We start from the raw sequence: 26,753 nt of genomic DNA on the forward strand, positions 1-26,753 counted from the left end.
CCACCAGACCCCGATCTTGCCGATTCGCTTCTTCGATGTTCCCCCCTTGTTGCCGGCCTCCACCGCATCCACGCAGATGGGACGACCTCAGCTTCGATCATTCTTTTATTTCGTTGAAAACTTCATTCGTGTGACATCCCTATCCGCATAGGGAGACGTCGTTACCATGTATCAAGTTGTACCACTACGGACAACTCGGGTTGTCTTAAATGACGTCGTTACATTTCGCATGACGATGGGCTTCACCCTACTTTGCGCGTCCAGTCTGGCGTGGACACATGATTATCGGCGTAAAAATTTTCTAGCCGCATGCGGGTCGGCATTCCGGGCATCAACCCAAGGAAGTCGACTGCATTCTTCCCGAAGAACGCGTTTGTTAACGTCGTCTGCCGTACAACAACGCCCGTCTCCTCGGCCTCAATTCTCCCCATCAGTTCAATGAAGTCTGCCAGGTAGCGATCGACATTCTTCTGCGGGAGGATCATGGTCCAGTCTGTACCGTACATCAGCCGTTCACGTAGAACGTGATCCTGGGAAGCTGCGTATAACTTTTGCATGATCTCAGCCATCTTAGGCTGGTTAAGCAGCACACCAGCGAAGTAGCCACTATCAGCATAGGCGTTTATGCCTGCAGCGCCCTTCGTCGCACTCATTAGCTCGAGAAACTTGAGAGAACGATCTCCGCGATGGAGCTCCGTGTCCGTGTCACCGAAATGACCGAAGCTCACGCGCAAAGTCGGAAACTCCTTTAGTGCAAGCGCCCAATACTCGCTCCCAGCAAGATCCATGAGTGCATCATTTGGGCCATTCGAATGATTCGAATGCGCCATGACGGGAACATCGTTGTCGCAGCAGTACTTAAACAAGCTCCTCATGGATGCATCAAGGCGGTCACCAAAAGCAGGGGCGTACGCAGCTGGCAGTAGACCCGGGGTACCTTTCCAGACCGTTTTCCCACGATTTCCCAACGGTGCGAATCCCATTGGAGGATATAGCTTTACGCCTATGAACCCTTGCGTTTCTACTGCGCGTCTGACTAACCGCATGGAGTCGCCGAAGCCATCCTTACGTTTTGTCATCGTCTCCCGGAATGGGCAGAACGGTACAAATCCATGAACTCGACCACCCAGGAGAACCGAGATCTGCCCCATCAGATCGATCTGCTCTTCCATTGTCGTCGGCGTATGCCTTCCTTGCGCCAGCCACCAGTCATAATCGACCATACTGGCAACCAGAAGATCGATCTTGCGGCTCGAATTCCGCGAGTATGTCGTAAGATAGTCGATCGCGTTGACGTGACGGTAGTTGAAGTTATTCAGCACAAACCGCAAGTACCCGAGTACGGTCGGGTTGGATCCGAGTACGTGCAGAGAATCCGAACGAGTCTCTTCAAATTCCTGATACGTCGCTGGCAGCGCGCTTACAGCCGCTGCCAAACCGATCGCGTCGCCTGGCGCGGGCCCGAGAACAGCGGCGGCCTGAGGGGACTGCGAGACTCGATTTACAGCGCCCTCCAGCTCCCTCTTTCCTAGTTGGTAGCCCACATCGAAGGCTTGCGACGTTACGGTCTTCAGTTGTTCGCTCCCTTTGCACTCCTTCAGTCGGGCGGCATATGTCTCCAGCGCATTCTTTTCTCTCGATGCACTTGGAGCGAGATGCCATCCAACAGTTTGCAGAACCGCCCCCATGACATCCACAAGCGGATACAGCTCGGAACCTTGCTTGACCAGCGTCTTGGACAAGAACTTTCGAACCTGAAGGTCTCGCCCGTTGAAGATATGCGCATGAACGTCAATTGTCAGCGGTGCCGTGAGGTCCGAAATGGTCGGATCGTCCGGACAAAGAGTCTTCGCGCCTCCTAGCGACGGTACAGATGCAAATGCGGCGGCAAGCGTAGTAAGAAAGGACCGGCGGTCGATATGCATAGTAAGGATCCCTCAGTATCGAAGTTTCGCGGCGGGGTCGCCGTAATATACATACAGAAGTCCAAGAGGATTCTTCTTTTCGCGCAGAAGCTCCTGACGAACTTCGGTCAATGCGTCGCTAACCGATTGCCCTTGCCCAAGCTTTGCGATCAAGCGCGTTCCCACTTCGTGTCCAAGTGGGATCCACACTGAAACCTCCGTTACCACGACTCCCTGGACGCCAAGTTGAAACAGCGCGTCTTGGAGCTTCACGTGAGGCAGATGAGTGGACGGTCCCGTCTCACAAGCATTCAGGATTACCAGAGGCGTCCGGCTAAGATACGGCACCCCGGAATCAAACTCCTCCTCTGACAGTACATTAAGAAGGTTCTCAAGTTTTTCGCTCGTTACGAGATCGCCTGTATTGAATTCGAGCTGCGGCCCGACGAGGTCTGCGGTGCCCCCTCCCGCTCCCGATGATGCGTGCAGAAAGGCGACTACAGCGGAGATCTGCTTGCGCTCTTTTGACAGCGCACTATTCAGGAATTTTTGCCCAGAATCCACAACGAGCAAGTCCTGCACACTACCCTGCCGCAACTGTTTGATCTGTTGTAGCGCCAACGGCACGCTGCTATCCGCGCTGCTGCCATAGCGGGCAAACACGACCTTGTATTCTGCCGGGTCGTCCTTGAGCTTTCCCCGGTTCGATCCCCCTGCACTTGCGCGCGAGACACTGATACTGAATCGCATGCCCCAGAATTTTTTTGCATCAATAGAAGGGCCAATGGGATGAAGATACTGCCACGGCAACGAGATTCGATTCGTCACCACTTTGAGCCGAAGCGGTTTCGGCCTTGGCAAATCAGCGGCGTTCTCCAGAGATTGGATCATGGTGCGAAGATCGGAATCGGCTGACTGCGTGAACAGATTCCGGTAGAGCCGCTGCCCACTTTCCGCGATGGTGTTCGTCACGGCCATCGATTCATCGTCAGTAAGAGACAGGCTTTGCTGTGAGGCTTTCGACACTACTGCGTCCACGCCGGTCGCACTCAAGCGCCGGAGGAATTCGCCCTGCAAACTCACGGCAGACATTACTCCGTATGCATTCCTCGTCATAGCATCGACCATATCAGCGTCATTGATTCCGGATCGGAACCTCCTTCTCTGGCCCCCTTTGTCAAATGCCAGCTTCCCCAGCAGTTTCTTCATCTCCTCGCTTACCGGCTGGATCTCAAAACTGACATATCGCTCCAGCTCTTCGTTTGCGTAGAGAACAACATCGGGTTCCCAATCTGCTTTCGGACTCGGCTCGTTCACGGTAGCAAGCATTGCCGGCGCGAGGTTAGCACCTGCGGGAGATGTCTCTGCAGGCTCGATGACTACATCGACCGAGATGCGGTCTTGCTCCTGTCCTGTTCTGTCGTTGCTGACGAGAAGGAGCAATGTTCCGGTGTAGGGTGTACCCTGAGCAGTGCGACGCGGCGTAAAATTGAAGACGACTTCGTCGGACTTGTGCACATCTGGTCGATAGACCACTCTTTTGAGAGAGTCCTGAAAGGGCTCACAGAAAGAGCAGGCCATGACGACGCTCAAAGCAATGTCTGTTCGACTGGAAAGGATTTGCGGTACTGGAGACTGCTTGGCTATTCCGGAGGCCGGATCGCGCGGGCCAATGTTGAACCGCATGGTGGAGGCCTGGCCCGCTTTCACCGCTTGCCTGTTTGGAAACGCTGTGTTCTTCGGCAATGTTGGCGAGAGAATGGCGTTGTACACGACGTCAGCGCTTTGCGTCGGAGTCTTTCCCAAGTCAGCGGCAAGCCTCTCCATCTCAGCATAATTAACTGGCGTGAAGTCTATGTTTCGACTCACTGCCGGGAAGTACTTTTGTGACAATACGGCATTGCTGGCCGAAATGGCTCGTGCCACCTGCCCGACGGATCCTGGCTGATGCTCCTCAAGGAAAGGCTTCAGCTCCCCGATCAACGTGTCATAGTCATGCATCGAAAGCGGCGTTGTCGCGTGTGCCCTGCCCTGTACCAGCAAGCGATCTCTGGCTTCAGCCCGGGCTACTCTAGTGTTTTGCCTTCTGATGGCGACACTCGTTTCGTTTAGGAAACTCTTACGCAACAATTCCGGTAAGGCTTCCATAGCTCGACGATTCGCGACTAGCACGTAGCCCTGATACCGATGGTTAGTTTCCGCAACGGACCAGGCTGCCACCGAAGCGTTCACGAGTTCGGACCACCGTACCTCGGCAGCGTCGACTTTGCCTTCCTTCAGGACGATAACTGGGTTGTTATCTGCCTCCTTCACCGTGGTCACGCCGAAATTACCCCACTGTTCTTCCCTGACATCGCCCGACGCTGTCGTGCCAAGCGTAATGCCGTTTAGGTCTCGAGGTACCTTTAACTGCTTAGGCGAGACAATCTGTGACATGCCGGCGTGCAGGTAGCCCAATCCAACAAGCCCTTGGTGACCGACTCGCCGTAGCAAGGCCTGGCCGTCGTTGCTCCGTTGATATCGCTCCACCGCAGCCAGATCTCGGAAGACAAACAGCGTATCGAAGATTTCAAAACCCTGCGTTTGGACAGCCATGACCCCCAAAGGAATCACGGCCAGTTGAATGTCGCCACGCTTCACTTGCTCCAACGCCGAAGAGCTTGATGTCAAATTCTTAGCTGATTCAATTCGTAATGCGCGGCTGGCGCCTGGATCAAATGAGTGAAAAACCTCGGACATAGAATCTCGTGCGACGCTGGAGATTTCTGCTGGTAAGGCAACGCGCCAGTTGTAGACTTGGGCGACTGCGGACGGTGTCGCTAACGCGATGGCGAGCCACGTCAATATGAACAAAAGCCAACTTTCTTTGCTGGCTTTCCAGCATCCATGCCCAGATATTTTTTTCATTTTGATCCTCCCCCGAACAGCAAACTCAATCAAGCACGGTCCCGTGTCAATCCCCCCGATAGGGTGACGTCATTGTCCAGCAACACGTCAATAGATTGGGGGCGGACAAGCGTCGGTCATATTTGTCTAAGAACGGCGAACGATTGACGCTCAAATAGCCTAGGCAGGTGTACTGATCGCAACATCCTCACCGCAGGAGTGCTAGGGGGTTCATGGAGCGCCAATACCTACCTGCACCCGAGCGTCCCATGTCTTTGTCCGCGCGGGCAGGGAAGCTGATCCGAATATTAGCTCGCAGACAAGTCACTCTGATTCATCAAGTCGTCGGCTGGATAGTCCTCGGGCCATGGCGCGGCGCGACGAGAAGCACAGCCTGCCGCGCACTGCAAATATGAGAAAGAAACGTCCACACTAATGATTTCGCAGTGCCTTACGGAAGAACCCCTCCTAAGTTGGGATCTGATAGCGCGATCGACTTCATCCTCGTTTAGCTAGACTAGCTCTGAGCTGAAAAAACAAAAATCACGCTTCGATCGGGATTTCAACAAGGGAGAGAACAATGAGACGATGGAAATGGATGGCGGTGGGCGTCCCGGCATTACTAGCGTCCGGTTGCGGAGAAGATAATGCACTGCCCAAAGAGTGGGTCAAGACCGTGCGGCAGTACAACTACATCGCTGTATGGCCAGCGCGAAAGGACTTGCAAGTGGGTGACATTTACGCGGTCTGTGACGACAGCGACGAACTCGGCGTCCACAACATGTACGAGGCAGAAGCGCTCCCCAGACTGCTCGGGCGACTGGACGTTAAGGAAGACCTCAGAAAACACTATGAAAAATCGGTCGTGCTTCCGAAGAGGCCGATTACACCAGCGTCAGGAGCACAGGCACGACCAGCCGCTGCCTCAGATGCAGGTGCGACAGTCCCGGAAATGACTGTCGCACTGCCAGACCTCGGTTCCGTGACCGTAAAGAGCGCTAAATTTGGTGCGTCTCTGCCGGCAGGAGCGTTCCTAGGAACCATGGGGCTCTCAAGCGATTCATTGAAATCAGTGTCGATGTCGGTGCCTTCTGCCGTCTCATACGGTCTGCCGCACGATGCGCTTCGCGCACTCATCAAATCCGAAAAACAGAATAACAAGGTCGATGCATACGCTGAAGACAACCTGGTATCGCTTAACAATCTCGCGCGGCAATGCAAGACCAAGAATGCAACGCTAATAGTCATCAGTGAAGTTGTCGCGGCCTATGCAATCCAGGTCAGCATGGAGTTCAAGGAGGGAACAAAGGCCGCTGCCAAGGTGGCGATGTTGCTGCCCCCTGACTCCCAGCGTGCACTGGTCACGAAGACGCTTGGGAACCTTTTTGGTGTGAACCTGCCAACTGAAGGCGGTGGAAATGGAGGCGCGGACAAACCAGCGGCACAAAGCGAACAGACTGGAGCAAGCGCGCCAACCGCTACGCCTCCGATCGTCGACGCCAGCAAGCCGCTTGCTCAGCGCACCAAGGAGGTCGTCGATGCACTGGTCGTCGCTACGTCGATCAATAAGACGAACCTCGGCCCCGATTTCCCTGGCGTTTCAGCGTCCTTTTCCAGCGCGTCCGATTCACAACTGTCAATGGATACCCGGTTCGAAAGCCCAGTCACCTACGCCTTTCGGTATATGGCGCTCTGCCACGCAACGGACAGGCCGAAGACGACGCAGGGCGGCAATGGGGGAGCAAGTGCGCCCGCGGTTGGGGCGGCTAGTGCCACTGCGGCCAGTGGGGCAAGTACGCCTGCCGCCGCGCCCCCACCCACAAACTCAGCCGGTTGCGGCGAGAATCAGGTGGGTGGAGGCACCGGATCACCAGGGCCCGCCTACACAACACCCCCGCGTGTAGACCGATAATGGCGCAGCCATCAGATCTGCCGTAGAAAAATTGATCTGCCCAGCCCACGACCCCTGCCCTGGCTTGAGACGCGGCCTGCTGATCGACGTAGGGGACGGCACATCGGGGCCGCATCCTCGTCGCACCATCTGATATGCCGGTCCGCCCGGACGAAGTTCTCGAAACGGCGAAGGGGTCCTCAGGATCGAGAGTCCCTCGGCAACGCATCACTAAACCGTACCGATGTGGATCGAGCGGCCAGACTAGGTGAAGTCATGCGGCTCCCGTAAGAATTCGGTCAAATCACCTTTTAGCGGCTCCGACCTCCGGTACCCTTCCTACGAGAGAGATCCTTGTATGCCCTTGCGGCGCTAAGCTTTAAAATTGACTACTAGATCGGAATTCCAGTAGAGCAATGCCGGAGAGAACCGCCAGGAAACTGCCATGAGCAAAAAAGTGTTAGTCGGCGTGGCCGCCGTGATGGTAGTGGGCGCAGTCGCGAGTTACGCGAGTCCGTACTGGACCATCTACCAGATGCGCTCAGCAATCGAAAAGCGTGATGCGGAGAAATTCTCCACATACGTTGACTATCCTGCGCTCAGAGAAAGCCTTAAAGCCCAGCTGCTGATTTCGCTCCAGGGCGATGTAGCATCTTCTCCTGAGTTAAAAGACAACCCATTCGCCGGACTCGGGCAGATTATTGGCCTCGCTATGGTCAACACCCTCGTGGAAACCATGGGGCCCCCCGCTGGGGTGATGGCTCTGATGGCCGGTGAGAAGCCTGGTCCGAAGCCCTCGGCGCTGCAAGCACCTGCACCAGCCCCGGCACCAGAGCCGGACACACCTCGCAAAGACGCGGCAAAGGACACATTGCGGTATGACGTCTCGTATCGAAGTTGGGATTTGGTACAGGCCACAGCTACGAAAGAGAACGGAGAACCCATCACCGCTGACCTTCGACGCGACGGTCTTTGGTCCTGGAAATGGGTAGGCATCAAGATTCCCGATCTGTCGAAACCATAAATGGCTTCGACCGGCGCGCCCGTTGACATCGCCGGGCGAGCCGATCTTGCTCCAGCGCTCGATGCGCGCGAATAGCCCTTCAATGCGAGGATGGTAGCGGTGGTTGACGAACCCGGGCGGTCGTGTCGTCACGGAAGGGCCTACCGCTGGCCTGGAGAACCGCCACCAAGTCTTCCGCGCCTGAGGGAATGAAGACGTCGGAATCGACAGCGTCGAGGTACTACGGCAGGCCTTTTTCGGTCTTCCGAAGGATCGATGGCACCGAAAGGCCCCAGCCGAAGACGAACGGTCCATTGCGGGCGCCGGAGTCGTAGTTCAGCGAGAGTTGGGGTCCGAAGCCTGAACGGCATGGGCTGACGGCGATGGGCACCGACATCGAATCGGTGCTGGTCGCCGGGTTGGCGGCGAACTTCTTGCCGAGACCGCGGATCGCACCGCCGCTCTTTGGCAACGAGATCGAGGGCGTGGACAGACGCTGTGTCCCGTGATCGCCCGCGTTCTCGCCCGCTGCAGTGCCTATATCCATCGCAGGGGCTCCCGTTTAGTGCGTCTTGCTTTTACATGGGGAACCGCACCCAGGCGGATCCGAGCAATTGCTGGAGCGTAGAAGCCACCCGGCGAAATCCAATTGCACGAAATTTAGATCTGATGTGCACGAATTTTTTGCTTCCATCACGATTGATCGAGCGCCTTCTTAAAATAGGGAAGAGAACTGGCGGGCCGGATTCCCTTGGCGTTGGGATTGTCCTTTGGCTACCGTCGTAACGATTCGGTAGTTCAGGAGTAGAAATTTTTCCCATCGGCTCGCTCGAGTTGGTCAAGACTTCTCGCCAAGACCGGTCATTTGTGATTGGAGGATTTCCCTGCACCTTCAAACCCCACGAAACGATTCATCTAATACTTCTGGATGGTTGTGAGGATGCTTCATGCTCCTAAGCTTCAGAAGCTGAATTCTGGAAATGGTGGTGGCGTTCTTCGTCTTACATATTTTTCCACGAAGAAGATGCGGGGGAATAGACCGATGGCGGCCACGGGAACTGCGACACTGACCAGGATTGACCCAACGGATCCGGCAATCGAGAAGCTGCAGCTAGCTGATATAGCGCGAGTTGCGGCGTACAAGTTGAAGACCGCCCATCCGGGCGTAAGGTTCACCAGCGGCCGCCGCACACTAGTGAATCAAGCTGAAGCAATGGCAGAAAACGTGGCTCAAAATCGCGATTGGATCGAGCAAACATACTTGCCATCGTCATTGCGGTCCCAATGGCAGGAGTGGGTTGATCGGCACACGGAGATTACGAAGTCATCCGATATCGCTGCGGGGTTGCTCGACATTTTCAAACACGCCACTACTGAAGACCTCAATCGCTTCAGTAAGCATCTCTCTGGCCTAGCCTTTGATGTGAAGCCGATGGTAAATTCAACACAGATAGTTGCGACTATCAAAGCGTTGCCTGGCCTCAAAAAATTCCTTCAGAAGGAAGGAGGCCTTGTGCGTTGGCACGCCGAATTTTAGGAAGGCAGCTGGTCGTTGACGGAGGAGCAGAGCGTCAAATCCGGCACCATCCGCTATCTAGGAGGCATGAGCTGCGCAGAAATGCTTGCCAAACTCGAAGGCGAGCACGTCATCCTTTCCTATACGAGTGAGACAGCACATGCCATCCATACTGCACAAGATCGCCTGCCTGATGGCAACGATCATATTGACCGGACCCTCCCCAGCCGTTGGTGTTGAGATCTACGATGGGCTCTGCGACGCTTCTGCAGGCTTCGCCATCGGTCCGGAGCACTTTGTCGTGGTTGGTGACGAACGAAATGTCCTTACCTTGTACAAGGCAGGACAGAGAAATTGGGTTCGAGAAATCGATCTTTCCAACTTCCTCAATACGAAGCCAAAGAAGGAATCCGACTTGGAGGGTGCAGCGGCAATCAACAATCACGTTTACATCATTTCATCGCACGGCAGAAACTTACACGGCGAAATGCAAGAACGTCGCCATCGGTTTTTCGCCGTCGAGATCACCCCCCAAACCTTGACTGTTAGAACGATAGGGAAACCCTACGCGAAACTGTTGGACGACCTGCTCGCTACTCCAGGACTCAAACCGCTAAATCTTGCGAACGCGGCCAGCCTACGACCCGAGGAGCCCGGAGGACTGAATATAGAAGGACTTGCGGCGACGAAGGATGGCAGCCTGTTGATCGGATTCCGAAACCCATTGGTAGAGGGCAAAGCCCTCGTAGTTCCGCTCCTGAATCCTCGTGAGGTCGTAGACGGAAAGTCTGCGCGCATCGGAGAACCGGTGCTTTTGAATCTCGGTGGGCGTGGGATACGGAGTCTCGAGCGAGTCGGAGATGAATACCTCATCGTGGCTGGTCCTGTCGCGGACAATGGCACATTTGCGCTGTTCCGTTGGTCCGGTCGAGAGGGACAGCCGCCTTTGGCGTGGAATTCCGATCCTCTCGCAGAATTGAGACCGGAGGGGCTATTTGCCGTCCCTGGCACTTCGCAGGTGCGGATTCTTAGCGACGACGGTGGGATACCACAAAACGGCGTGGAATGTAAAAGTCTTCCGCAATCCAAGCAGTCGTTCCGCAGCATTACGATTACACCGTAGCGAGAGGGCATGCCGTCTGCCTCCACGATTTTCTACTTGGAGGCTAAATTCGCAGTCTGCATACTGCAAGACTGATTCCTCAGGTTAGCTCCATGGCGTTCTAGTAACGAAGGAGAAAGCTATGCCTAATAGCGAAATATCTGGAAGGTGCATGTTTGTTTGGCAACTTGGTCCTGTGATAGTCGCCGAGATGGGCGTCGACCGCATGGTCGAGAAGGCGCAAAAGGCAAATCTGAGCGGCGTCTGGATCAAAGTCGCTGACGGCGCGGCCCGTTTCGCCAACGTAACCGGTACGCGTCTTGACCAGTTTAAGGAACTGCGGCGGAAATTGAAGCAAACAGGAATCTCGGTGTGGGGATGGCAGGTTCCCTATGGCGGGACGGAGGGCAAAGCAGTGAGCGAGGCGGATCTTGCCGCAGCCTTAGCGGAGGAGTTGGATCTCGACGGAATTCTGATGGATGCTGAAGGAGGCAGCGGCTTCTTTGTAGGCAATAGCAAAGTAGCGAACGCTTACGCGGAACGTCTGGCGGAAAAACTGCTGCTAAAGGGGCGCGGTTTGGCGATGTGCGGAAACGATATACCGCAAAACTTTCCCGATTATCCATTCGAGACGTTTGTCAGCCGCGCCAAGTTCAATGCTCCGCAAGTCTATTACGGCGGGAGCCCCAGTGTCGAAAATAGACTTTCCCGTGCTATCAAGGCCAACAAAGCATGGCATCAACCGCTCATACCCGTAGGTGCTGCATGGGTGGGCGACGGGGGCGGCTGTCAATCACAGTCGGCGTGTGCTGAGCGTGCAAGAGAATTCGTGCGGCAAGTAAACGAACATGGTTTTCAAGGATATGGATTCTGGCACTGGATGGGAGCACCCTCGGCGTTCTGGCAGGCCATGTTCGAAACGCCAGCCTGACCGCGACCGTCACGCACGGAAGGCTGTTCGGTATTACTACCGCTTTGAGTGCCCCAAATTCGACCGGCGCACGCCGCATCCTGGCCTCGGTTAAGCTGGACTCGCCAGATTCGTTCGATCTCCGGGATCCTTGCATGGCTGGGAAGAAGGGCCCGTGACCTTCTGTTTCTGATTGGCAAGACAACACATCACTTTGGAGATATCGATGCCGAACAATTCAACGCGATTGTTAGCTATAGTCACACGCAGGCTATTCTTTACGCTTCTTCCGCTTCTCGCTATATGCCTCGCTCTCGCGGCATTTGTTTCCCATAAAGCCTACATTGTTACCGCACTGGTGATTGGTGCAGGCTCGATAGGCGGCTTTGTCGGCTTGCAACGGCGCCTAAAGGATCTGACAGAAGATGATCTGGAATTGCTGGCGACGTCATGGTTTCACACCTCGTTATCACCACTAGTTGGCAGTGTCTTGGCGCTTTTGATGTACATTCTTTTTCTTTCTGGGCTTCTGAGCGGAAGCCTATTCCCTTCGTTTATAGCGGATGATTCTGGAACTCAAGATGGTTTTTTATCGATCGCAAACCAGCATGCCAGAGACGGCTTTTCCGGCTATGCGAAACTCCTCTTTTGGTCATTTGTTGCTGGTTTCTCTGAACATTTCGTCACGGACGTTATAGGACGATTCGAAGGCGAAGCAATAAAATTCAAATCCCCGACACCGAATAGCGATCCAAACGAGTAACGTCTTCGATCGCGAAGTGAAAGCTGCTCAGAAGCAACTCGACAAGCTTCGCGCCGATCTGACAAAACAGGTCGCTGCCGGCAAGAAGGCCATCGCCAAGGCAGCTGCTGATTTGAAGAAGCGGCAGGAATCGGCACGCGCAGCCCACGCTGTAGAGAAGGCCGCTGCCAAGGAAGAGATTGCGGCCGCCAAGGAGAAGGCAACGGCAGCCAAGGCGAAGGCCAAGGCGGCGGTGAAAGCCACACCGTCGAAGAAGGCCGGCAAGCCGGCAAAGGCTGTCAAGGTCGCTAAGGTGGACAAAGCGGTCAAAACGGTGAAGACAGCTCCGAAGGCCACCGCTAAGGTTGCTCCGAAGGCGAAGCCGGTCGCAACGGCCCGCCTTGCGAAGGCCTCGAGCGTTAAGGCGGTTGCAGCCGTAGGGACGCCGGCGTCGATGGTTGCGACTGCAATCGCGTCGGCGTAAGCAGCTCGGTACGGTTCGGAAAGGGGCGGCAGATTGCCGCCCCCCCCTTTTAGCGCGACATCGCGCATCTGACGCGGCAGCCCAAAGATTTGAGCGCGAAAGCATTGGGGGCCACGTCCCTGCAGATCTCCGCCCTGGATCGCTGGCCGGTTGCGCAGCGCACCGCCACCTATCAGGCTACGTTTGTGACCCGCCCATGCCCCCAAGCTTGATGATTGTCTGCGCACCCTGCGCACGTAGGGTTCGACCATCGACATCTCCTGCCGATCATCAATCAGATGACCTGGCGCCCCTCACGCCGATTTCTACGGCCTCCGGTCTCGCCTCCTTCCGAATTCCACTAGGCTGCAATGTATACACTTCTTCACGTACACAATGAATTCCATGCTGTCGGGCACGGAACGTTCTTCGTCGGACATCTGCTGTGTTCAAATGGAGGCTGGGCCAAGCCCGACGCCGACATATTTCAGTGGGTTTAAGACTGCGGATCTCGTCGTCCAACGCAGATCGTGAAGGCCATATCTGCAGTTGAGTCATCGCAGCTCTGGAAAAAAAATGTGGACATGGCAGTCGTATCGCACTTCGACACGGATCATATCAATGGCCTCGAGCAACTCCTGCTGACGAACCGTGTTCGTAGCCTCGTGTTGCCCTACGCAAGCTTCCGCCAACGGTTGGCGACCATTGCATCGGCTCACTCAAACATGGAACCCATGTCGCCGCAACTGGCAGCCTTCAGCATCGACCCAGTGGGATATCTAGAAGGACGTGGGTTACTTGAGCAGATCGACAATATCGTCTTTGTTGCCGGCGGCGAACCCGGCGCACGCGATGGAGGTGGATCCCTCGATCCACGCCTGTCCGAGGGGGAAACTGCTACACGCTGGTCCAGTACATGGAACGATCCGCAATACGTGCGAGATTCTCGCAGCAGCAGCGGGGAGGTCCAGTACGGTGTTTTGCCGCACAACGCGCCGGTGGTTCTGCCCCAGTTTCAATGGGAGTTTTCGTTTTTCAACGCTGCGTTGCCAGACGAAAAAGCTTCCCGCTCGCGCACCAGCATCGCCGTCATCCAGGCGGAAGTGTCAGGCATTCTCCGTCGCAATCGCGTCCTGAGCAATGACGCAAAACCTAAGAAAGACTGGCGCCTGGAATTGAAGCGCTGCTATACAAAGCACTTCGGCAATAGCGGCCCCGAACGGAACAACATTTCGCTCTGCGTCCTCGCGCGGCCAATTGGCGGCGTTGACATCACCCCCACACGTCCGTACTGGACGATATCGCGGGATACGGTCCCGCGCACGCGGATTACAGCCAATCCGTTGTTCACACCTACCACGTAGACCTGCCGTAGCTATCGAAAGCAGCGCGATCTTCACCAAATCCAGAGACAGGGCCTCGACGAGCACCGCGCGTTGATCACACTACAGGAAACGCGTCGATTCCTTCCTCGCGTTGCCTAGGTCATAGTGCTTTCGCACTGGAAATCCTTTCTTTGCCACCGAACGCCGACTGCGCTGCGCCAGCGCTTCAATCTCGATATCGCCTACACTATCGGCCAGCGGGTTAGTAAATTGGTCCTGCACGCAATCAATTCTCCAAGGCCAAACGGACAAGCTTCTCAAGGACGCTCATCTTCGAATTGTCTCCGCCTACAAGTATTCCGTTGGTCATAGTGTGCAGATACAACTGAACGAGGGGCAGTTGCAGCAGGCCACCCTGGCTGGCAGCGCCATCGGCGCCGTAGTGCATAACGTCACGCATGCCGGAAAGCGCGTCCCCGGAGCCGTTGACACCCCCTTCCGGCGGCACAAAAAGCCGCACCCACGTACCACAGTCTTGCACCGGCATCTTCAACCCAATTCGCTCGCCACGCGTTGAGTGTCCAGGTCTGAACATCGAGATGTAGTACGGTAACAAGTTGAAGTCGCGGCTCTTGGAGAGAAGCCGGCCCTTGCCGCCGTCCTCTTTCTGTGCCGCCCGGAAATCGTCCTGTGCGGCGATGGCCGTTTCGATGTCCGGATACGCGTCACTGAGAATAATTTTTGGAACGAACCTACCGGCCCAGACAGTTAACCTGTCGCCCGTCTTGGCGTCAATGACCCAAAACTGCCCATCCCGAATCCAGTCCTTTCCGCTCTCCTGCAGGAAAGGAAGCTCTGATACGAACTCCAAAAGCGCGCTGGGCCTCCCCCACGGCGTTCTGCGAGTCCGTGTCACGTACAGCGCGCCACCCTCAACCATCACGTCGACAGCCGCCACCATCTGTTCGGGTGCCTCGCGGCCTGCCTGCCTGATGCGCCTTGTAGCAAGAAGTGTCAGTTTCCGCGGGGCTGCATCGGGCAGCGATGGGACCAAGACCGGCTTTTTCCCCAGCAGCACCTCCTTGAGCGATAGTTCTATGAGGCATCGCTTGAGAGCTTCCTGCAGTTGCCGAGCGCCCGAATCCTTCGCCTTGCCCGGTCGGAGCGCTGCAAGCGCCCCGGGACCATAGTCGAGGCCCTGCGCTGATACTTCGAAAGTCGCTCGCGCAAGCAGGTTGTGAAACTTCGCTTCCGTGTACGGGTCCGCCCTCCCCTCGCCTTTGGCCAGTGCCGTGTATGCAACCTCAGGCCGTGCCGGCTGCATGTTGCTGTCCGCCCCCCCCTTAGCAACAAGGCGGATGCTCCCCGACTCCTCATCGCCCTCGCCATTCAAAAAAAGGTAGTTCAGGTTGCCATCTAGTTGCAGCGGTACACCATCCGCGACCCGCACATCCGGGACCGGAAAATGCGTTTTCTTGTTGCCTGCAACATGATAGTCAGGCAGGTACTCGGGGAACTTCACCAAAGGCGCTGTGGCGTCATGGTCCATTGCTTCCACAGTGACGTTCACCACGATCAAGGGACGCTGCAGGTTGGCCAGCGGCTCAAGCGGAATGTACGCGTCGTCTACGTAGTGGGTCGCAGCGAAGGTTTCGCATGTGAAAGGAATACCAGACTTGGTGAACAAACGAGCCGCAAACTCCGTGAGAATGTTGAGATAGTACAGGCGGGTGCGCCTGACTTTCTCGCGGTCCAAGCTCAGTCCCTCCATCGGCTTCTTGCGCGCGTCGACCTCGAAAAAATCGCCCGGGACAATACGGGTCACTGCTACGAGGTGGCCCTCGCCCGCCATGGCGAGACGCGTGACAGCGGCAGTCTCTGAGTCCGCCGAAGTCTTCCGAGCAAACCGCTTTGACTTGACATCACATAGCAAGAGACCGTGCTTCATGTTGACCTCGAACTCGGCTTCCGCCAACTGGAGGTACGTCTTCGAAGCTTGGCTGACGCTGCCCAGATACACACCCGGTCCAAAGCCACCTCGAACAAACGTGTCCTCTTCGAAGGCTGCGGATTCAATCAGCTCCTTCAGCAGCATAAGCTCGATGAACTTGGCTGGCTGCGCGGCCACGGCGGCCAGCATCGAAGGGACGTCAAGCTTCGGGCGACGGCCAAGGTACCAGGCGTCTTTGCCCGCCATCGTGAACGACAGCTTCGAGGCGGCCTCCCCATCCAGTCCAAGTTCCCTCGCGATTTCGGCTCGCACAAGCTTTGCCCTGTCCCGGAAAAACCCTGCGCCTCGAGAAGCCCCTTCTTCGGCCTTGGTCATCACCAGCGGGATAGGTACAAGCAGACCACTTTGTCCGGCCTGCCACTTGGCAAGATGCTGCGCTGCTTCTACCACTGAGCAACTGAATCGAAGCGCGTTCAGCCGCGCACGTGCTGTGATCTGTGGGTCGAGTGTTTGGATAGGCATTACTTCCCCAGAATTGCGTCACGTAAGTTCCCATTGGGCATCCACCCGGCATCGCCAGTGTTCTGAACGTACATGGCCATGAAGCGAATCTTGCCACTCACTGAAAACTTGTGAGCACCCTGCAAGTTGACGTACAGCGAGTGAACGGTGGCATCTGGTAGCAGCTCACGAAGCTTGGCGTGCTTCTTCTCCGCGGTCTCCTGCAGCTGCTGTTTCTTGAGGCTGTCGGTGTTCCGGGTCCAGTTCTTCATGTCAACAGCCACCCACACATCTGGAGCGGGCCGCAAGTAGTAGTCAAAGAGCTGGTAGAGCTCGGCATAGAGCGGGTGCTGTGCCGGCTGGATATATTCGACCGGTCCGCCACCCAACTGCAGGTCCTTCGCCCAGACGTTGAACTGCTCGCCAACGTACTGCTCAAACTCGAGCTCGGCGATGTAGCCCTTCATGATTTCAGTCACGAACCAAGGCTGCGGGAGCAGGCGCTTGGTCTTGTCCGCCAGACGGAAGCCGCGCCACTCCTTCAGAAAGTGGTGCGTACTTTTCGAGAGTCGCGATACCAGGCTATCGGGCGCCACCATGCCCGTCCAGTCGAATGCTTCCGTTCCGTCGTCGGCATCTGTGATCACGAGGTCGGACAATCCGGCCATAGAGAACTGCCGGGTGTAGATATCAGCACCAGCTGGCACTTCAACGAAGCACCCGTCTAAGTAAGCCTCAGACACTCCGCTGGCCCGCAGATCCTCCACGTACTTGACGGGGTCGGTAAACATAGTGGACCGGAACAGCTGCTCCCACGTCGTGCGGGCTGCCGGGTCAGACCGGAAGCGCGCGGGCATCGAACTAGTGAACTCCCTGAACGCCACCGCCTTTTGCAGACTCTCTGTGTGATGACGCTCCCGTTCGGCCACGGACGCAAAAATGCCTGTCTCACGGTGATGCAAGGCCAACCTCTCCAGGACGGCACGTTGCGCCGGAGAAGCTCGTTTTCGCAGTTCGGGAGCATGTCGCAAGCCCAGATGCACCATCCGAGCAGCCTCAGAGCTGACATAGAGGTACTGGCACAGCATCTTTCCGTAGGGACGTCGCTCGCCGCGGCCTAAGGCTTGAAAGACCGTTCGGGTGATGTCGATGACGTGCTCTTTACGCAGGCGTTTCCAGCGATTGCGCGAGTACTCAAACAGCAGGTCGCCTTTGGACATGGCCGCCCACTCCGGAACGTCGTCCCGCAGCACCTGCGCGAAGCTCTGGAACATCTCCATCGAGAAACCGCTAGAGCCAGGCCGGGTATGCCGTGTGTAATATGGGTCATTGAGCAAGCAGAACAGCTCGAAGTCGCGTTCAGTATCATGCTGCCTGGTCAGGAAGTTGATGCCCCGAGAGGCCGACGCGTATGCTGTCCAGAGCAGCACCTTCTTGCGGCTAATATCCAGCGCGTCCTCCAACTCCTTGTTGAACTGCCCCTTATCGTCGTCCTCCTCGGCAGCGCCAGTCTTGCTGCGGTCCTTCTTGCGGAAGCGTTCCGCCGAGTACAGGACGATATGGATGTCTTCAGCCTGTCCAAATTCACGATATGTCGGGAGCGCCCGCGGCTTCACCACGAAGTAATCGCCCGTCGTGTCTTTCTGCGTAACAAGCCCGAGCGAGGAGTTGGCCAGACGAACTAGACACTTCTTCACATGTTGGGTGGTCTGACATAACACCAAGCCCGAGCGGATGCTGGTCGCCATCAGCTTGTCTAGGCTGGCGACGAGGCCCTGCAGTTCGTTGCGCTTGTGTCTGTTCAACTGTGCATAACCGAATTCACCCCTTTTTGGACGAGCTTCGTCAAACAGTTGATACAGTCCCTTAAATGCAGTCGAGGCGTCAAACGTGGGGGCCGGATTCTCGTCATCAAGGATTACGACCTTCCGCTCCCGCTTGTTCAGGAACTCCAGTGCACGGGCACCGACCACCTCCAGTTCGTCGTCGCCCATCTGCGAGAAATAGCCGCCGCGCTCTTCCAAATGCCGGCGCAGGTGCTTCGTATTGAAGGCTCCCGAGGAGGCGGAGTCCAAGCCACCGGTGGCGCTCATCAAGTACACACCGTTCGTGCGCCCAAGGGCTCGAACAATGTCTTCCTCGGGCGTCGCTCGCAAAGAGGTAATGGTAAGAGTCAGGCAGATGTCCGCTTCCTTGTTGTACTCCTCGGCTTGGTTGCGGCTCTCTTCCAGAGTCACCACGGATTTGGTGTGTTCGAAGAGGAATGAATCGGTGAGCAACTCCTTGTCGCTCACGTCGATCTGCAGTCCCTCAGAGGTTACCTTGCCGTCAAACAGCCGGCGAACATCTGAGCGGAACTTGTCTAGGCTGGGGTACCGCTCCTGGTCCACCTTGGACATCTCGATGACATCATCCCCGCTGGTCACCGCCAAAACGCGTGCCATGAAGACCACCAGGCGAAGATAGTCGTACAAGCTGTACAAACCCTCGGGGATATTGCCGTCGTGATACTGCAAGCGAACAGTTTGGTGCGCTGTGTCTTTTGTAAGCTGGACCTGCCGCAGGAACTCGGTGTCCATCACGCTGGCGGACTCCGAAAAGAAGGTCTGCCCTGGTTGGTCCAGCACCTCCCCGTATGTCGAGCGACTCATGGTGAAAAATTTCTTGTTCACCACAAGGTCGTGCAAGTTCACGAAAACATCGTAGTCAGAGCCTTGGCCTGGCTGGCGGATGGCCTGCACGTATGAGCGAATCCGCTGTAGGACTCGCGCCTTTTGACGGAAACGCTTGAAGTCGGCATGGGCGTCATTGCGCTCGTGTAGTTGTGTGAGGATCTGCAACAGTTCGTTGTCGGTGAAGCGTTCCGCCATAGTCGGACGCTGTTCGGACAACTTGGCGCGAAGCAATTCCACCTTCCGCTGCGATGAAATGAACGACGCCCTTGTGCGTTCAACTTCCAGCTTAAACTCGTCTTCTAAGCTCTTGCTGATACGGGCGAACTCTTCGAGGTGGTCGTACACCTTTTGCGCTAGGCCTCGCCGAGGACCAGACAGCTCGAGGCGCTCGAATGCCATCGGCCACTTCAGGTCGAAGTACTGGAAAAATTCCGTGATGACCAAGTTCAGATCATTCCGGCCGCCGGAGTTAACCACCGACTTACGCTGATCGAACAGGTACCAGTAAGAGTCCTCCTCCTCGTCAACGAACGTGACGACGCGGGTGGAGTCTGGCCGACGGGATACCAACCGGCCAAGCTCGCTCTCGTCTCGATTGAGCTCCTCCAGGAATAGCGGCAGGTTTTCCCACTCATGCTGTTTGAACCCGCCCTTCCCGTCAGCCGCAAAGACTTTGTGTGCCACCTGCGCCTTGGAAGCAGTGCTCACTATGATGCCGGGCGCATCGAGGAAGGCCTGAAGTGGGTGGAGGCGTCTCACTAGCTCCCCCACCTCTCTAGTTTGCATGTACCGCTCTTCGGCTCGGTTGGCGGACCGACTTTCCACGTCCAGTTGAATCAGCTTCCAGACAAATCTATCGGCCAAACCGCGGGCCTGCCGTGCTGACTTCAGGTATGCGGCTCTCGTATCCTCGTAAATATCGTCCGTCGGAGCCATACCGAGAAAGTTGGACTTCTCGCACGAGACCGCTTTGGCACGCAGCTCCTGAATGCGGCTGCGGATGCTCTTCTCTGTGTCAGCGTGTTTGGGCGAGCGCTCCATCTTCGCAACCACTCGCGGATTTCGCTCGAACCAGTGCACCAAAGAAAGGCAGGCGCTGAAGAAACTGCAGTCGTTAATGTGGTAGTCAATCGAGTACAGCCGGTAGACCGGAATGTCTGCACCACGCTTGACCACCTCTCGTTCGAGATCGTCGGCATAGCTACTGCGCTGCTGATGGGTGCGCACTTCGCTGCTGAACTGAGAAACGAGCGATTGCAGAGGTGCGATGAAGACAGGGATAACGTCGCAGTTGTGGAATAGCTCGATACTGAAAGCTGCAGCGTTATACGTTTTTCCGATGCCCGTGTACCAGTTCAGTAGTTTGATGAACGGGCGGTCATTCGAGCGCAGGTAGGGTTCTTTGAACCCCTTGAGAAAAATCTCCGACGCAGTCCGGGATTGCTTCTTGGTCATCTTGCCGCCTCCGCGGCGTTTGGCGCACGAAGAAGTTTTTAAGAAACTCACCGATTTCCGGCAACCGCTGCCAGGCTCCAATAGCCAGCAGATACGAGCTACGATGCCAGGCAGGGCAGGTTTAAGTCGCTTGGTGGACGGGCAAAATGGAGCAACGCCGCTATCCAGCCGGTAATCGCCAACCGCCAACACTCGATTTTCTTTGCGTCTGCCGGCGGCCGACAGCGATTCGAGCTGCTACAGAGCAATCCCCGTCCTCACGGACGCTTCCGCAGGTTGTCTGACAGCGGCTAGCAATAGTCTGACGCGAGCTTGTGTAGACGCCCATCCCCTATTTGGGGGAAATAACTGTCCGCAATAGCATCCCATACTACGGGAGTCGACCATTGCAGAACAATCTAGCCGCACTTCGCTATCGGCTTTACCCAGCGCCTACACGTCGAGTCTTGCTAGTCGAGTAGCTAGTCGGCGACACTCAAGGATCTCATCTGTCTGCCTCTTAGCGCCCTCAGAAGCGCTCTTTCCGAAGGTCCCAGCACGGGCCAGAAGCGGCCGTCCAGCTTCCACCCGATGTGTTCGCAGGAACGCTAGCATCCTAGCAGCACTCGCTTCTCTATAGTCGGGCAGTCGCGTGCCGCGGCACTACAAACGAACTTGATCATGCTACGGCGACTCGATTCTCAGCCGTCCTCGTAACAAGACGCACCGCCTCAGCATCTACATCCTGCCTTTCCTCCCACGCCACAAAGGCCTCGTCCCACCCGCGCAACGCGGGTCGGTATTTATTACTTGCGGTGACTAAAGCATTCGGCAATAATTTCAGGGCCTAGCATTTGTTCGAATGTTTCTGAACCGGGTTGCGGGTTGCAATCCGCCTTGATTTTTTACCTCTCTGGCGATGGGAGCCGTTCCGTCCCGCCGTCAGTCGACGGCGCGCCAAAACGGCTCCCATCGACGCTCTAGTAGGCATTGCTTGTGCGCGACTTAAAATACGAGAAGAGTGCAATAAGCAAGCAGTTAGAGAGGTTCGCCTCTCGCCTTCGCCTTCGCAGCCCATCTCTGTCGCGGACGAACCGCCTCCTGTTTCTGTGCGGAGCGAACCGCAGTCCCGGCGTCCCGTCTCCGCGACGACAGGCGATTAAGCGGTTCATCGAGAGCATGTCGCCTGACTATCGGGTGATTTACGCAGAAGGCGTATTCACGGAACTGGCTAAGGTCGGCCACGGAACCAACGCCTTGGATATGGAGCATGAAATATCTGCAATTGCAGATCGAATTCTCATTGTTCTTGAGAGCCCTAGTGCGTTCTGCGAACTCGGAGCGTTTGCCCATAAGACCCTTAGAGAGAAACTGATAATCGTCAACGATTCCCAGTTTCGTGGAAATGGTTCTTTCATCGATACCGGCCCACTTGCTGCGGCGCAAGAATGCAAGTCACCAATACTTTGGTATCCGATGGGGGCAGATGGCCTACTAAAGACGGATGGAATCGGCGCAATCTTTAGCGATCTAAAAGCAGCCGTTGACTCTAGACCAATTACCATCGGCAAGCCCGCCAGTTCAGATATCGCAGATCTGTCAGCCAACAAGCTGAGTCTCTACTTTATCCATGACCTCGTTTTATTTGTAGGGCCACTTACTTATGCTGAGCTCATCGATGTACTCGTTGCCGCCTTCGGAAAGAAGAGTTTCGACGCGGCGAAAAGCTTACTCGGAATTCTTCGCGAAGCACGATTAATTGTGAGCAGTCAAATAGGCGGCGAGTGGGTGTTTCAAGCTACCACAAGCTCTCCATTTCTGCGATACGCGACAGATACGAATGCATTAATAGCCACTTTTCGGCGATATCACCTCCAAACAAGCCCAAAGCGATTTTCCGATGAACATCGTGGAACGCATATCGAACGAGCTGTCGGTACCGCAATCGCTGCTTGAAAGCGCGCTGCGGCTAGCTCACGTTCGATTCAGAAAAATCAAAGTCGCCAAACGCTCCGGCGGCGATCGAATAATGATTCAGCCTGCGTCCCAACTTAAGCTTATTCAGAGTTGGCTTGATGCTCGCATTCTCTCCAATTTACCAATAAGTAGCATTGCGACTGCGTTTGAGCCAGGAACGTCAATTGTTAAGAACGCACAGGCCCACAGCAAGTCGAATTACTCCGTCCGAATCGATTTATCGAATTTTTTCCCATCGATTCGCTCGAGTGACCTGAGGTTGGCCCTGTCAACGGCACGCGAGGCATTGCCCGACTGGGCATTCGAAAGAGACTGTGACGCAGTCATACGCAACGCGTGCTTCGATCGGGCGGATAAACTGCCAATTGGCTACATGACCTCGCCGAGAATTGCAAACGCTGCTATGTTCGCGTTGGACACAGCTCTAGAGACGACTGTATCTCGCGACTCTGTTCGCTTCGGCCAGGCGGTCCTCACTCGATATGCAGACGATTTCGTTTTCTCGACAGATAAGAAAGGCGCGTGTAACGAATTTTTGACAGAGATGCGAGGCTTGTTGGCGTCAACACTGAGCCCAAAATTGTCGATCAACGAATCAAAGACTCGGTTCATGAGCCGCAAAGGTGGAACAACCCTGATTACCGGATTGCGCGTGAACAACGATGGGGATATTGGTATCCACGCAAACTATAGAGATCACATCCGGTTGTTGTTGAAGTTATTCTCGACGGGGCGTTTGGTGCCGACAGAGAACGAAAGCCTGCGCGGCCACCTTGCATTTGTTGAGCACGCCGATCCGGATTTCTTCACTCGTCTATCGTTTAGATACCACGCAGAGATAGCGAAATTGCGTGGGCGACCCAGCTTGAGCTCCGTTTGAGCTGCTTGACGCTCAAGATGCTGAGGCGCCAATTCGGTTTCTTCACCGATCCGGCCGCAGCGGGCGACACTGCAATGCGGTAACCGCGCCCCCGCTGCGACGAGCGCAATATTGCAAACCTCCTCCGTCTTTCCTGAATGAAACTCTTCCAGCGAGCTCGATTAGACATACGTGGGCTGAAGCAATTTTGCCGGGTACAAGCTTCAGTTCTTGGCTACTGTTGATCAATGCCATAACGGCCTTTGGCGGAAGCGGCAAGTGGATGTAGCGGCTGCAAAGCCTGTGCTGGCAGCCTCGTAGGCACTTTTGTGTAACGAACCGCTTGGCTGAATTGCTGTTCGTAGGGCTCGACTCCGCTGCCGGCTCGTTCCAAGAACGAGAATTCCCATTCTAAGGGCACTCAACTCAAACCGAATGGATTTCGGCCACCCCTAGTCGGGCGACAACAAGCGTCAACGTGGCGTGGTTTACCAAGGGCAGATGCCCTCCCGCTTCGCATCGAATTCCGCCTCTACCGGCGATCGCCTATCACAGGCTGGCCCCCGGCCAGCTCGCTTTACCAAAGAACATTTACCGCCCTACTCTCCCCGAGCCATCGAGTTTTGCCAATAACAAACATTATCGATACCGATGCCTTTCTATGGCAAACTGAGTCCTGTCAGTTTACGACTCACCGCAATGTCCCCACCTTCCCCCTTCAAACGATTCTGCTACGGATGCCACCATCCTGCCCGACGCGCCCCTTGGAAAGGGTGTCCGTTAGAATTATGCTCCGCGTACTTTGAATGCAGAAATAGTGTCGATCTGCGCTAGCGTTAGATATAGGGTCATCTTATTTTGACGTGTACCCGTTTTTCTTAACCATAGTCGAGTTTACGAATTCCTCGACTTCCATTCGTATTTCATTCCAATGCCCCAATAACTCTCCGCTTTGAAAATACTCAACCATTGGCCCGTATTGATGTTGCCATGCCGTTTGGCAGATTCCCGGCTCCCTTGCCTTGAAGACCCGAGTGCATCGAAAGATTATCAAGCTGCCTCGTGGAGTTTTTTCCTTAGCATCAGCAACGTATGTCAGGGCACCCCAACCCTGATCTGCGGGCGGCGCTCGCTCATATTCTGTTAGACCCAGGTCCGGCCGGTGAGTGATTTTTGTCCACTTATCTGCTTCAAGGATCGAATCCCAACGTACTGGATCTTCTTTGCCGCTCCCCATGAGATGAAGCTTCACGAGAGCGTCATAGGTCGACGGCGTAGTTGGCGGGACAGAGAAGTACCTCGAGAAATTAAATATAAACTCAAGTCTTGCAATTTCAGAACTCGTTGACTTGGTGTATGCGAACTTAATAGTGGGACGTATCCGCATCACGGCATCGCCGAACGGGATAATTGCGTTCCCCTCAGCATCATAATGACTGTCGTCGTTGTCGGATATCGGATTTCTAAAGACCCTCTTTTCCAATAGCATCGCACCCACCACGCAAACAACAATCAACATTACCCCCATCAACATTGACTTGTTTTTCATTTACTAAATGAGTCGCTTCGAATAATTTAATCTAGCTATCTACGCCGGAGTACTATGCCCCGTTTGGGTTCTACCAAAACTAACACGCATTAACTGACACCGCTCGCATTGGACGAGCAGATCCTGCTCGACTGGTCAGACTTCACGGTGGCAATGCACGATGAACGGGTACAGATCCCGAATCGGCGTGCCTACGTCGCCTGCATCGAGTCCCTGCGTGGCATGACCGACAAGAGCCAGGAGTAGCCACGTCTAGGCGCCGTGCCGACTGGAGTGACATACAGATCCATCGGCAGCGCCGCAGCGGCCGGCATGGGACCTCCATGATGCTATTTGCTCTCCGTTCCCGGCAATCAGGACTCGCAGCCTCAAGCCGCGTCGTGTTGTGATTTTGCAAGAGATCCGTGCCCTCCCCTTGTGCTTGCGGGAATAGCGGGGCTAAACTCCTTTCCGTCAGTCTCCCTTGGAGCTGAAGTGGTGCCAGCACGAGCTACTTGGCTGGTTCCCGTGTATGCCTTCTTCGGGCGAGCGGGGTTTCGAAGTTTCCGAAATCTTCCTGAACACAGGATCGCTCATGCCCACGACTCTCGCGCGTCGGCGCGCCAGCGCCTTTCAACTTCAATCCGGTCGTTGCTTCTATTGCCACTGCCCCATGTGGGAGCAATCCGTGGAAGCTTTCGCCGCGACCTTCCATCTCTCCACCCGACAGGCTCGACACCTTCAATGCACGGCCGAGCATCTGCACGCTCGAGTCGATGGTGGCGGTGACTCGCAACGCAACATCGTGGCCGCTTGCCAGTTCTGTAACGCCCAGCGACACCGTCGTAAGGCAGCGCGGGACGCAGTGCATCACAAGGGCCACGTTGAGCGCCGAATGGCGCGCAAGCAGTGGCATGCATCCTGGGTCTTCGAGAAGCTGATGCCGCCAGGTGGCTCTGTCACGCCGTTACCCAAGGCGCCGCCGATGCCGCGCGGGAGCCCACACTGAGCCGGCACGAGCCATTCCGTGACTAGGGTATGCCGGTCAAGCCCGACACCGGAATCGACGACCGCCCCATGCCGGCCGCGGCGCCCACCCACGACGACACTGTCCATCATCAGGTAGCGAGGTAACACCAACGTTGCGATCGTCAACGATCTGGGTAGCCAACCTAGGTTGGCCGGTGGCCACCGCTGGCCTCCTCGATTGCCCGCTATCGCACAGGCTTCGGGCCAAATTCAATGACGACGCATACTCCTCGCGATTGCCGTGAGGCCCTGAGCCGCGCCAGAGCGTGGGAATTGTTGGGCCAACGTCGGCGTGCGGCCTGGTCAGAGCGTCCCGGCGCACCCTCCGCTCGCACAACTATAGTTGCGTCCTATTTTTCGTCCGCTCCGCTGGCACCCAATCCCCCCAAAACCCTTGATCCGGTGCGCTTCCGCGCCGCCAAGGCCATCTGGCTTTTCCCAGCGAAAGTTGTGTTCTATTTCCAGTTTCCCACCGAAGTTGTGTCCTATTACAGGCGATCTGACGTGAGGAGCAGGTTGCTCCAATGCGTTCGCCGATTCGAGATTCCGGCAGGTGACCGGACGCAGCCGGCCCAACGGTTATCGGGCTTAGGCGGCACGTTGGCAACGCCGACGCCTGTCGACTGGCTCAGGCACGCGGCCCGTTTCAGCCGATAGAACACAACTTTAGTGGGAAGCTAAGGCACAACTTTAGTTGTGTCGGCGTCCCTGGAAGTCGAACCTTCTGATCTAAAACATCACTACAGAGATAACTCCTATTATCTTTGCACCGTCACTAGTGTGACTACGGTCGTCGCCCTCGCACGACCCTGATCATCTGTTCCGCGACGTCCAGTTCTACCGGGTCTGCCTGCCTGGCTCGCTTTGCACGCCAGCTTTCGAAAGGCGCTAGTGCCGCACCCGTACTATCCGCAAATCCACCCGGATCGCGCAACGCTCCCCAAACGTTGCCAGCACCCCAACACCCGACGCCATTCTGTTGGCGCCACCCCACCACTCGCCGCACCACCGGCAAGACCCCACGCGCCGGCGCACCCCCTCCCCCTAGCCGCAAACC

At 56.0% G+C, this 26,753-nt stretch carries 18 protein-coding genes; 12 read left to right on the forward strand and 6 right to left on the reverse strand.

Annotated features, from left to right (window positions below):
• Positions 1-242: 242 nt before the first annotated feature.
• Together ACO550_RS37220 and dctP are read right to left on the reverse strand one after the other, a co-directional pair.
• Positions 243-1,925, reverse strand: coding sequence for an amidohydrolase family protein (locus tag ACO550_RS37220; protein ID WP_315597677.1), 1,683 nt, complete (start codon positions 1,923-1,925; stop codon positions 243-245).
• 12 nt (positions 1,926-1,937) lie between these two features.
• Positions 1,938-4,844: a TRAP transporter substrate-binding protein DctP gene (gene dctP, locus ACO550_RS37225; RefSeq protein ID WP_315597676.1), complete on the reverse strand. Its 2,907-nt coding sequence runs from the start codon at positions 4,842-4,844 to the stop codon at positions 1,938-1,940.
• Positions 4,845-5,370: 526 nt separating this feature from the next.
• Between dctP and ACO550_RS37230 the strand changes: the two genes are divergently transcribed.
• Together ACO550_RS37230 and ACO550_RS37235 are read left to right on the forward strand one after the other, a co-directional pair.
• Positions 5,371-6,702 (forward strand): hypothetical protein, encoded by a 1,332-nt coding sequence (locus ACO550_RS37230; protein ID WP_315597675.1) that lies wholly within the window; start codon positions 5,371-5,373, stop codon positions 6,700-6,702.
• A gap of 424 nt (positions 6,703-7,126) precedes the next feature.
• On the forward strand, positions 7,127-7,705 hold the full coding sequence (locus ACO550_RS37235; RefSeq protein WP_315597674.1) for a DUF2939 domain-containing protein: 579 nt from the start codon (positions 7,127-7,129) through the stop codon (positions 7,703-7,705).
• Between the two features lie 220 nt (positions 7,706-7,925).
• Here ACO550_RS37235 and ACO550_RS37240 read toward each other — a convergent pair whose 3' ends face one another.
• The gene (locus ACO550_RS37240) at positions 7,926-8,231 is read right to left on the reverse strand and encodes a SpvB/TcaC N-terminal domain-containing protein (RefSeq protein WP_315597673.1); all 306 of its coding nucleotides are present in this window, start codon (positions 8,229-8,231) and stop codon (positions 7,926-7,928) included.
• 495 nt (positions 8,232-8,726) lie between these two features.
• Between ACO550_RS37240 and ACO550_RS37245 the strand changes: the two genes are divergently transcribed.
• The 6 genes from ACO550_RS37245 (at position 8,727) to ACO550_RS37270 (ending at position 13,781) form a co-directional block, all read left to right on the forward strand.
• The gene (locus ACO550_RS37245) at positions 8,727-9,221 is read left to right on the forward strand and encodes a hypothetical protein (RefSeq protein WP_315597672.1); all 495 of its coding nucleotides are present in this window, start codon (positions 8,727-8,729) and stop codon (positions 9,219-9,221) included.
• A gap of 139 nt (positions 9,222-9,360) precedes the next feature.
• A complete protein-coding gene (locus ACO550_RS37250; protein ID WP_315597671.1) occupies positions 9,361-10,323 on the forward strand; it encodes a DUF3616 domain-containing protein in 963 nt (320 codons plus the stop codon).
• Between the two features lie 151 nt (positions 10,324-10,474).
• The gene (locus tag ACO550_RS37255; RefSeq protein WP_485995137.1) at positions 10,475-11,233 is read left to right on the forward strand and encodes a hypothetical protein; all 759 of its coding nucleotides are present in this window, start codon (positions 10,475-10,477) and stop codon (positions 11,231-11,233) included.
• Between the two features lie 205 nt (positions 11,234-11,438).
• Positions 11,439-11,975, forward strand: a complete 537-nt coding sequence (locus ACO550_RS37260; protein ID WP_315597669.1) for a hypothetical protein — start codon at positions 11,439-11,441, stop codon at positions 11,973-11,975.
• A gap of 16 nt (positions 11,976-11,991) precedes the next feature.
• The gene (locus ACO550_RS37265; protein WP_315597668.1) at positions 11,992-12,438 is read left to right on the forward strand and encodes a hypothetical protein; all 447 of its coding nucleotides are present in this window, start codon (positions 11,992-11,994) and stop codon (positions 12,436-12,438) included.
• 563 nt (positions 12,439-13,001) lie between these two features.
• Positions 13,002-13,781 (forward strand): hypothetical protein, encoded by a 780-nt coding sequence (locus ACO550_RS37270; protein WP_485995138.1) that lies wholly within the window; start codon positions 13,002-13,004, stop codon positions 13,779-13,781.
• A gap of 247 nt (positions 13,782-14,028) precedes the next feature.
• Here the strand turns inward: ACO550_RS37270 and ACO550_RS37275 are convergent, their stop codons facing one another.
• The gene (locus ACO550_RS37275) at positions 14,029-16,215 is read right to left on the reverse strand and encodes a hypothetical protein (RefSeq protein ID WP_315597666.1); all 2,187 of its coding nucleotides are present in this window, start codon (positions 16,213-16,215) and stop codon (positions 14,029-14,031) included.
• Positions 16,215-20,324 carry a hypothetical protein gene (locus ACO550_RS37280; RefSeq protein ID WP_315597665.1) on the reverse strand — a complete coding sequence of 1,370 codons (4,110 nt, stop codon included), beginning with the start codon at positions 20,322-20,324 and terminating at the stop codon, positions 16,215-16,217. Before ACO550_RS37280 ends, ACO550_RS37275 begins: the two co-directional genes overlap by 1 nt.
• A gap of 975 nt (positions 20,325-21,299) precedes the next feature.
• On the opposite strand from ACO550_RS37280, the gene ACO550_RS37285 reads away from it, so the two are divergent.
• Complete coding sequence (locus tag ACO550_RS37285) at positions 21,300-22,259, forward strand: retron St85 family effector protein (protein ID WP_315597664.1); 960 nt, start codon at positions 21,300-21,302, stop codon at positions 22,257-22,259.
• Positions 22,204-23,160, forward strand: a complete 957-nt coding sequence (locus ACO550_RS37290) for a retron St85 family RNA-directed DNA polymerase (protein ID WP_315597663.1) — start codon at positions 22,204-22,206, stop codon at positions 23,158-23,160. Before ACO550_RS37285 ends, ACO550_RS37290 begins: the two co-directional genes overlap by 56 nt.
• Before the next feature lie 832 nt (positions 23,161-23,992).
• On the opposite strand, the gene ACO550_RS37295 is transcribed toward ACO550_RS37290, so the two are convergent.
• The gene (locus tag ACO550_RS37295; RefSeq protein WP_315597662.1) at positions 23,993-24,688 is read right to left on the reverse strand and encodes a hypothetical protein; all 696 of its coding nucleotides are present in this window, start codon (positions 24,686-24,688) and stop codon (positions 23,993-23,995) included.
• Positions 24,689-24,796: 108 nt separating this feature from the next.
• Here ACO550_RS37295 and ACO550_RS37300 point away from each other — a divergent pair, with 108 nt between their 5' ends.
• Positions 24,797-24,934 carry a hypothetical protein gene (locus tag ACO550_RS37300; RefSeq protein ID WP_315597661.1) on the forward strand — a complete coding sequence of 46 codons (138 nt, stop codon included), beginning with the start codon at positions 24,797-24,799 and terminating at the stop codon, positions 24,932-24,934.
• A gap of 406 nt (positions 24,935-25,340) precedes the next feature.
• Entirely contained in the window at positions 25,341-25,676 is a 336-nt protein-coding gene (locus ACO550_RS37305) for an HNH endonuclease (protein ID WP_485995139.1), read from the forward strand.
• The last annotated feature ends 1,077 nt before the right edge of the window (positions 25,677-26,753 follow it).

Source organism: Cupriavidus sp. (assembly GCF_057315035.1).

Coding starts and splice junctions, on each gene's coding strand:
- ACO550_RS37220 (WP_315597677.1), bottom strand. CDS start 1,925: ATGCATATCGACCGCCGGTCCTTTCTTACTACGCTTGCCGCCGCATTT.
- ACO550_RS37230 (WP_315597675.1), top strand. CDS start 5,371: ATGAGACGATGGAAATGGATGGCGGTGGGCGTCCCGGCATTACTAGCG.
- ACO550_RS37235 (WP_315597674.1), top strand. CDS start 7,127: ATGAGCAAAAAAGTGTTAGTCGGCGTGGCCGCCGTGATGGTAGTGGGC.
- ACO550_RS37240 (WP_315597673.1), bottom strand. CDS start 8,231: ATGGATATAGGCACTGCAGCGGGCGAGAACGCGGGCGATCACGGGACA.
- ACO550_RS37245 (WP_315597672.1), top strand. CDS start 8,727: ATGGCGGCCACGGGAACTGCGACACTGACCAGGATTGACCCAACGGAT.
- ACO550_RS37250 (WP_315597671.1), top strand. CDS start 9,361: ATGCCATCCATACTGCACAAGATCGCCTGCCTGATGGCAACGATCATA.
- ACO550_RS37255 (WP_485995137.1), top strand. CDS start 10,475: ATGTTTGTTTGGCAACTTGGTCCTGTGATAGTCGCCGAGATGGGCGTC.
- ACO550_RS37260 (WP_315597669.1), top strand. CDS start 11,439: ATGCCGAACAATTCAACGCGATTGTTAGCTATAGTCACACGCAGGCTA.
- ACO550_RS37270 (WP_485995138.1), top strand. CDS start 13,002: ATGGCAGTCGTATCGCACTTCGACACGGATCATATCAATGGCCTCGAG.
- ACO550_RS37275 (WP_315597666.1), bottom strand. CDS start 16,215: ATGCCTATCCAAACACTCGACCCACAGATCACAGCACGTGCGCGGCTG.
- ACO550_RS37280 (WP_315597665.1), bottom strand. CDS start 20,324: ATGACCAAGAAGCAATCCCGGACTGCGTCGGAGATTTTTCTCAAGGGG.
- ACO550_RS37290 (WP_315597663.1), top strand. CDS start 22,204: ATGAACATCGTGGAACGCATATCGAACGAGCTGTCGGTACCGCAATCG.
- ACO550_RS37295 (WP_315597662.1), bottom strand. CDS start 24,688: ATGAAAAACAAGTCAATGTTGATGGGGGTAATGTTGATTGTTGTTTGC.
- ACO550_RS37305 (WP_485995139.1), top strand. CDS start 25,341: ATGTGGGAGCAATCCGTGGAAGCTTTCGCCGCGACCTTCCATCTCTCC.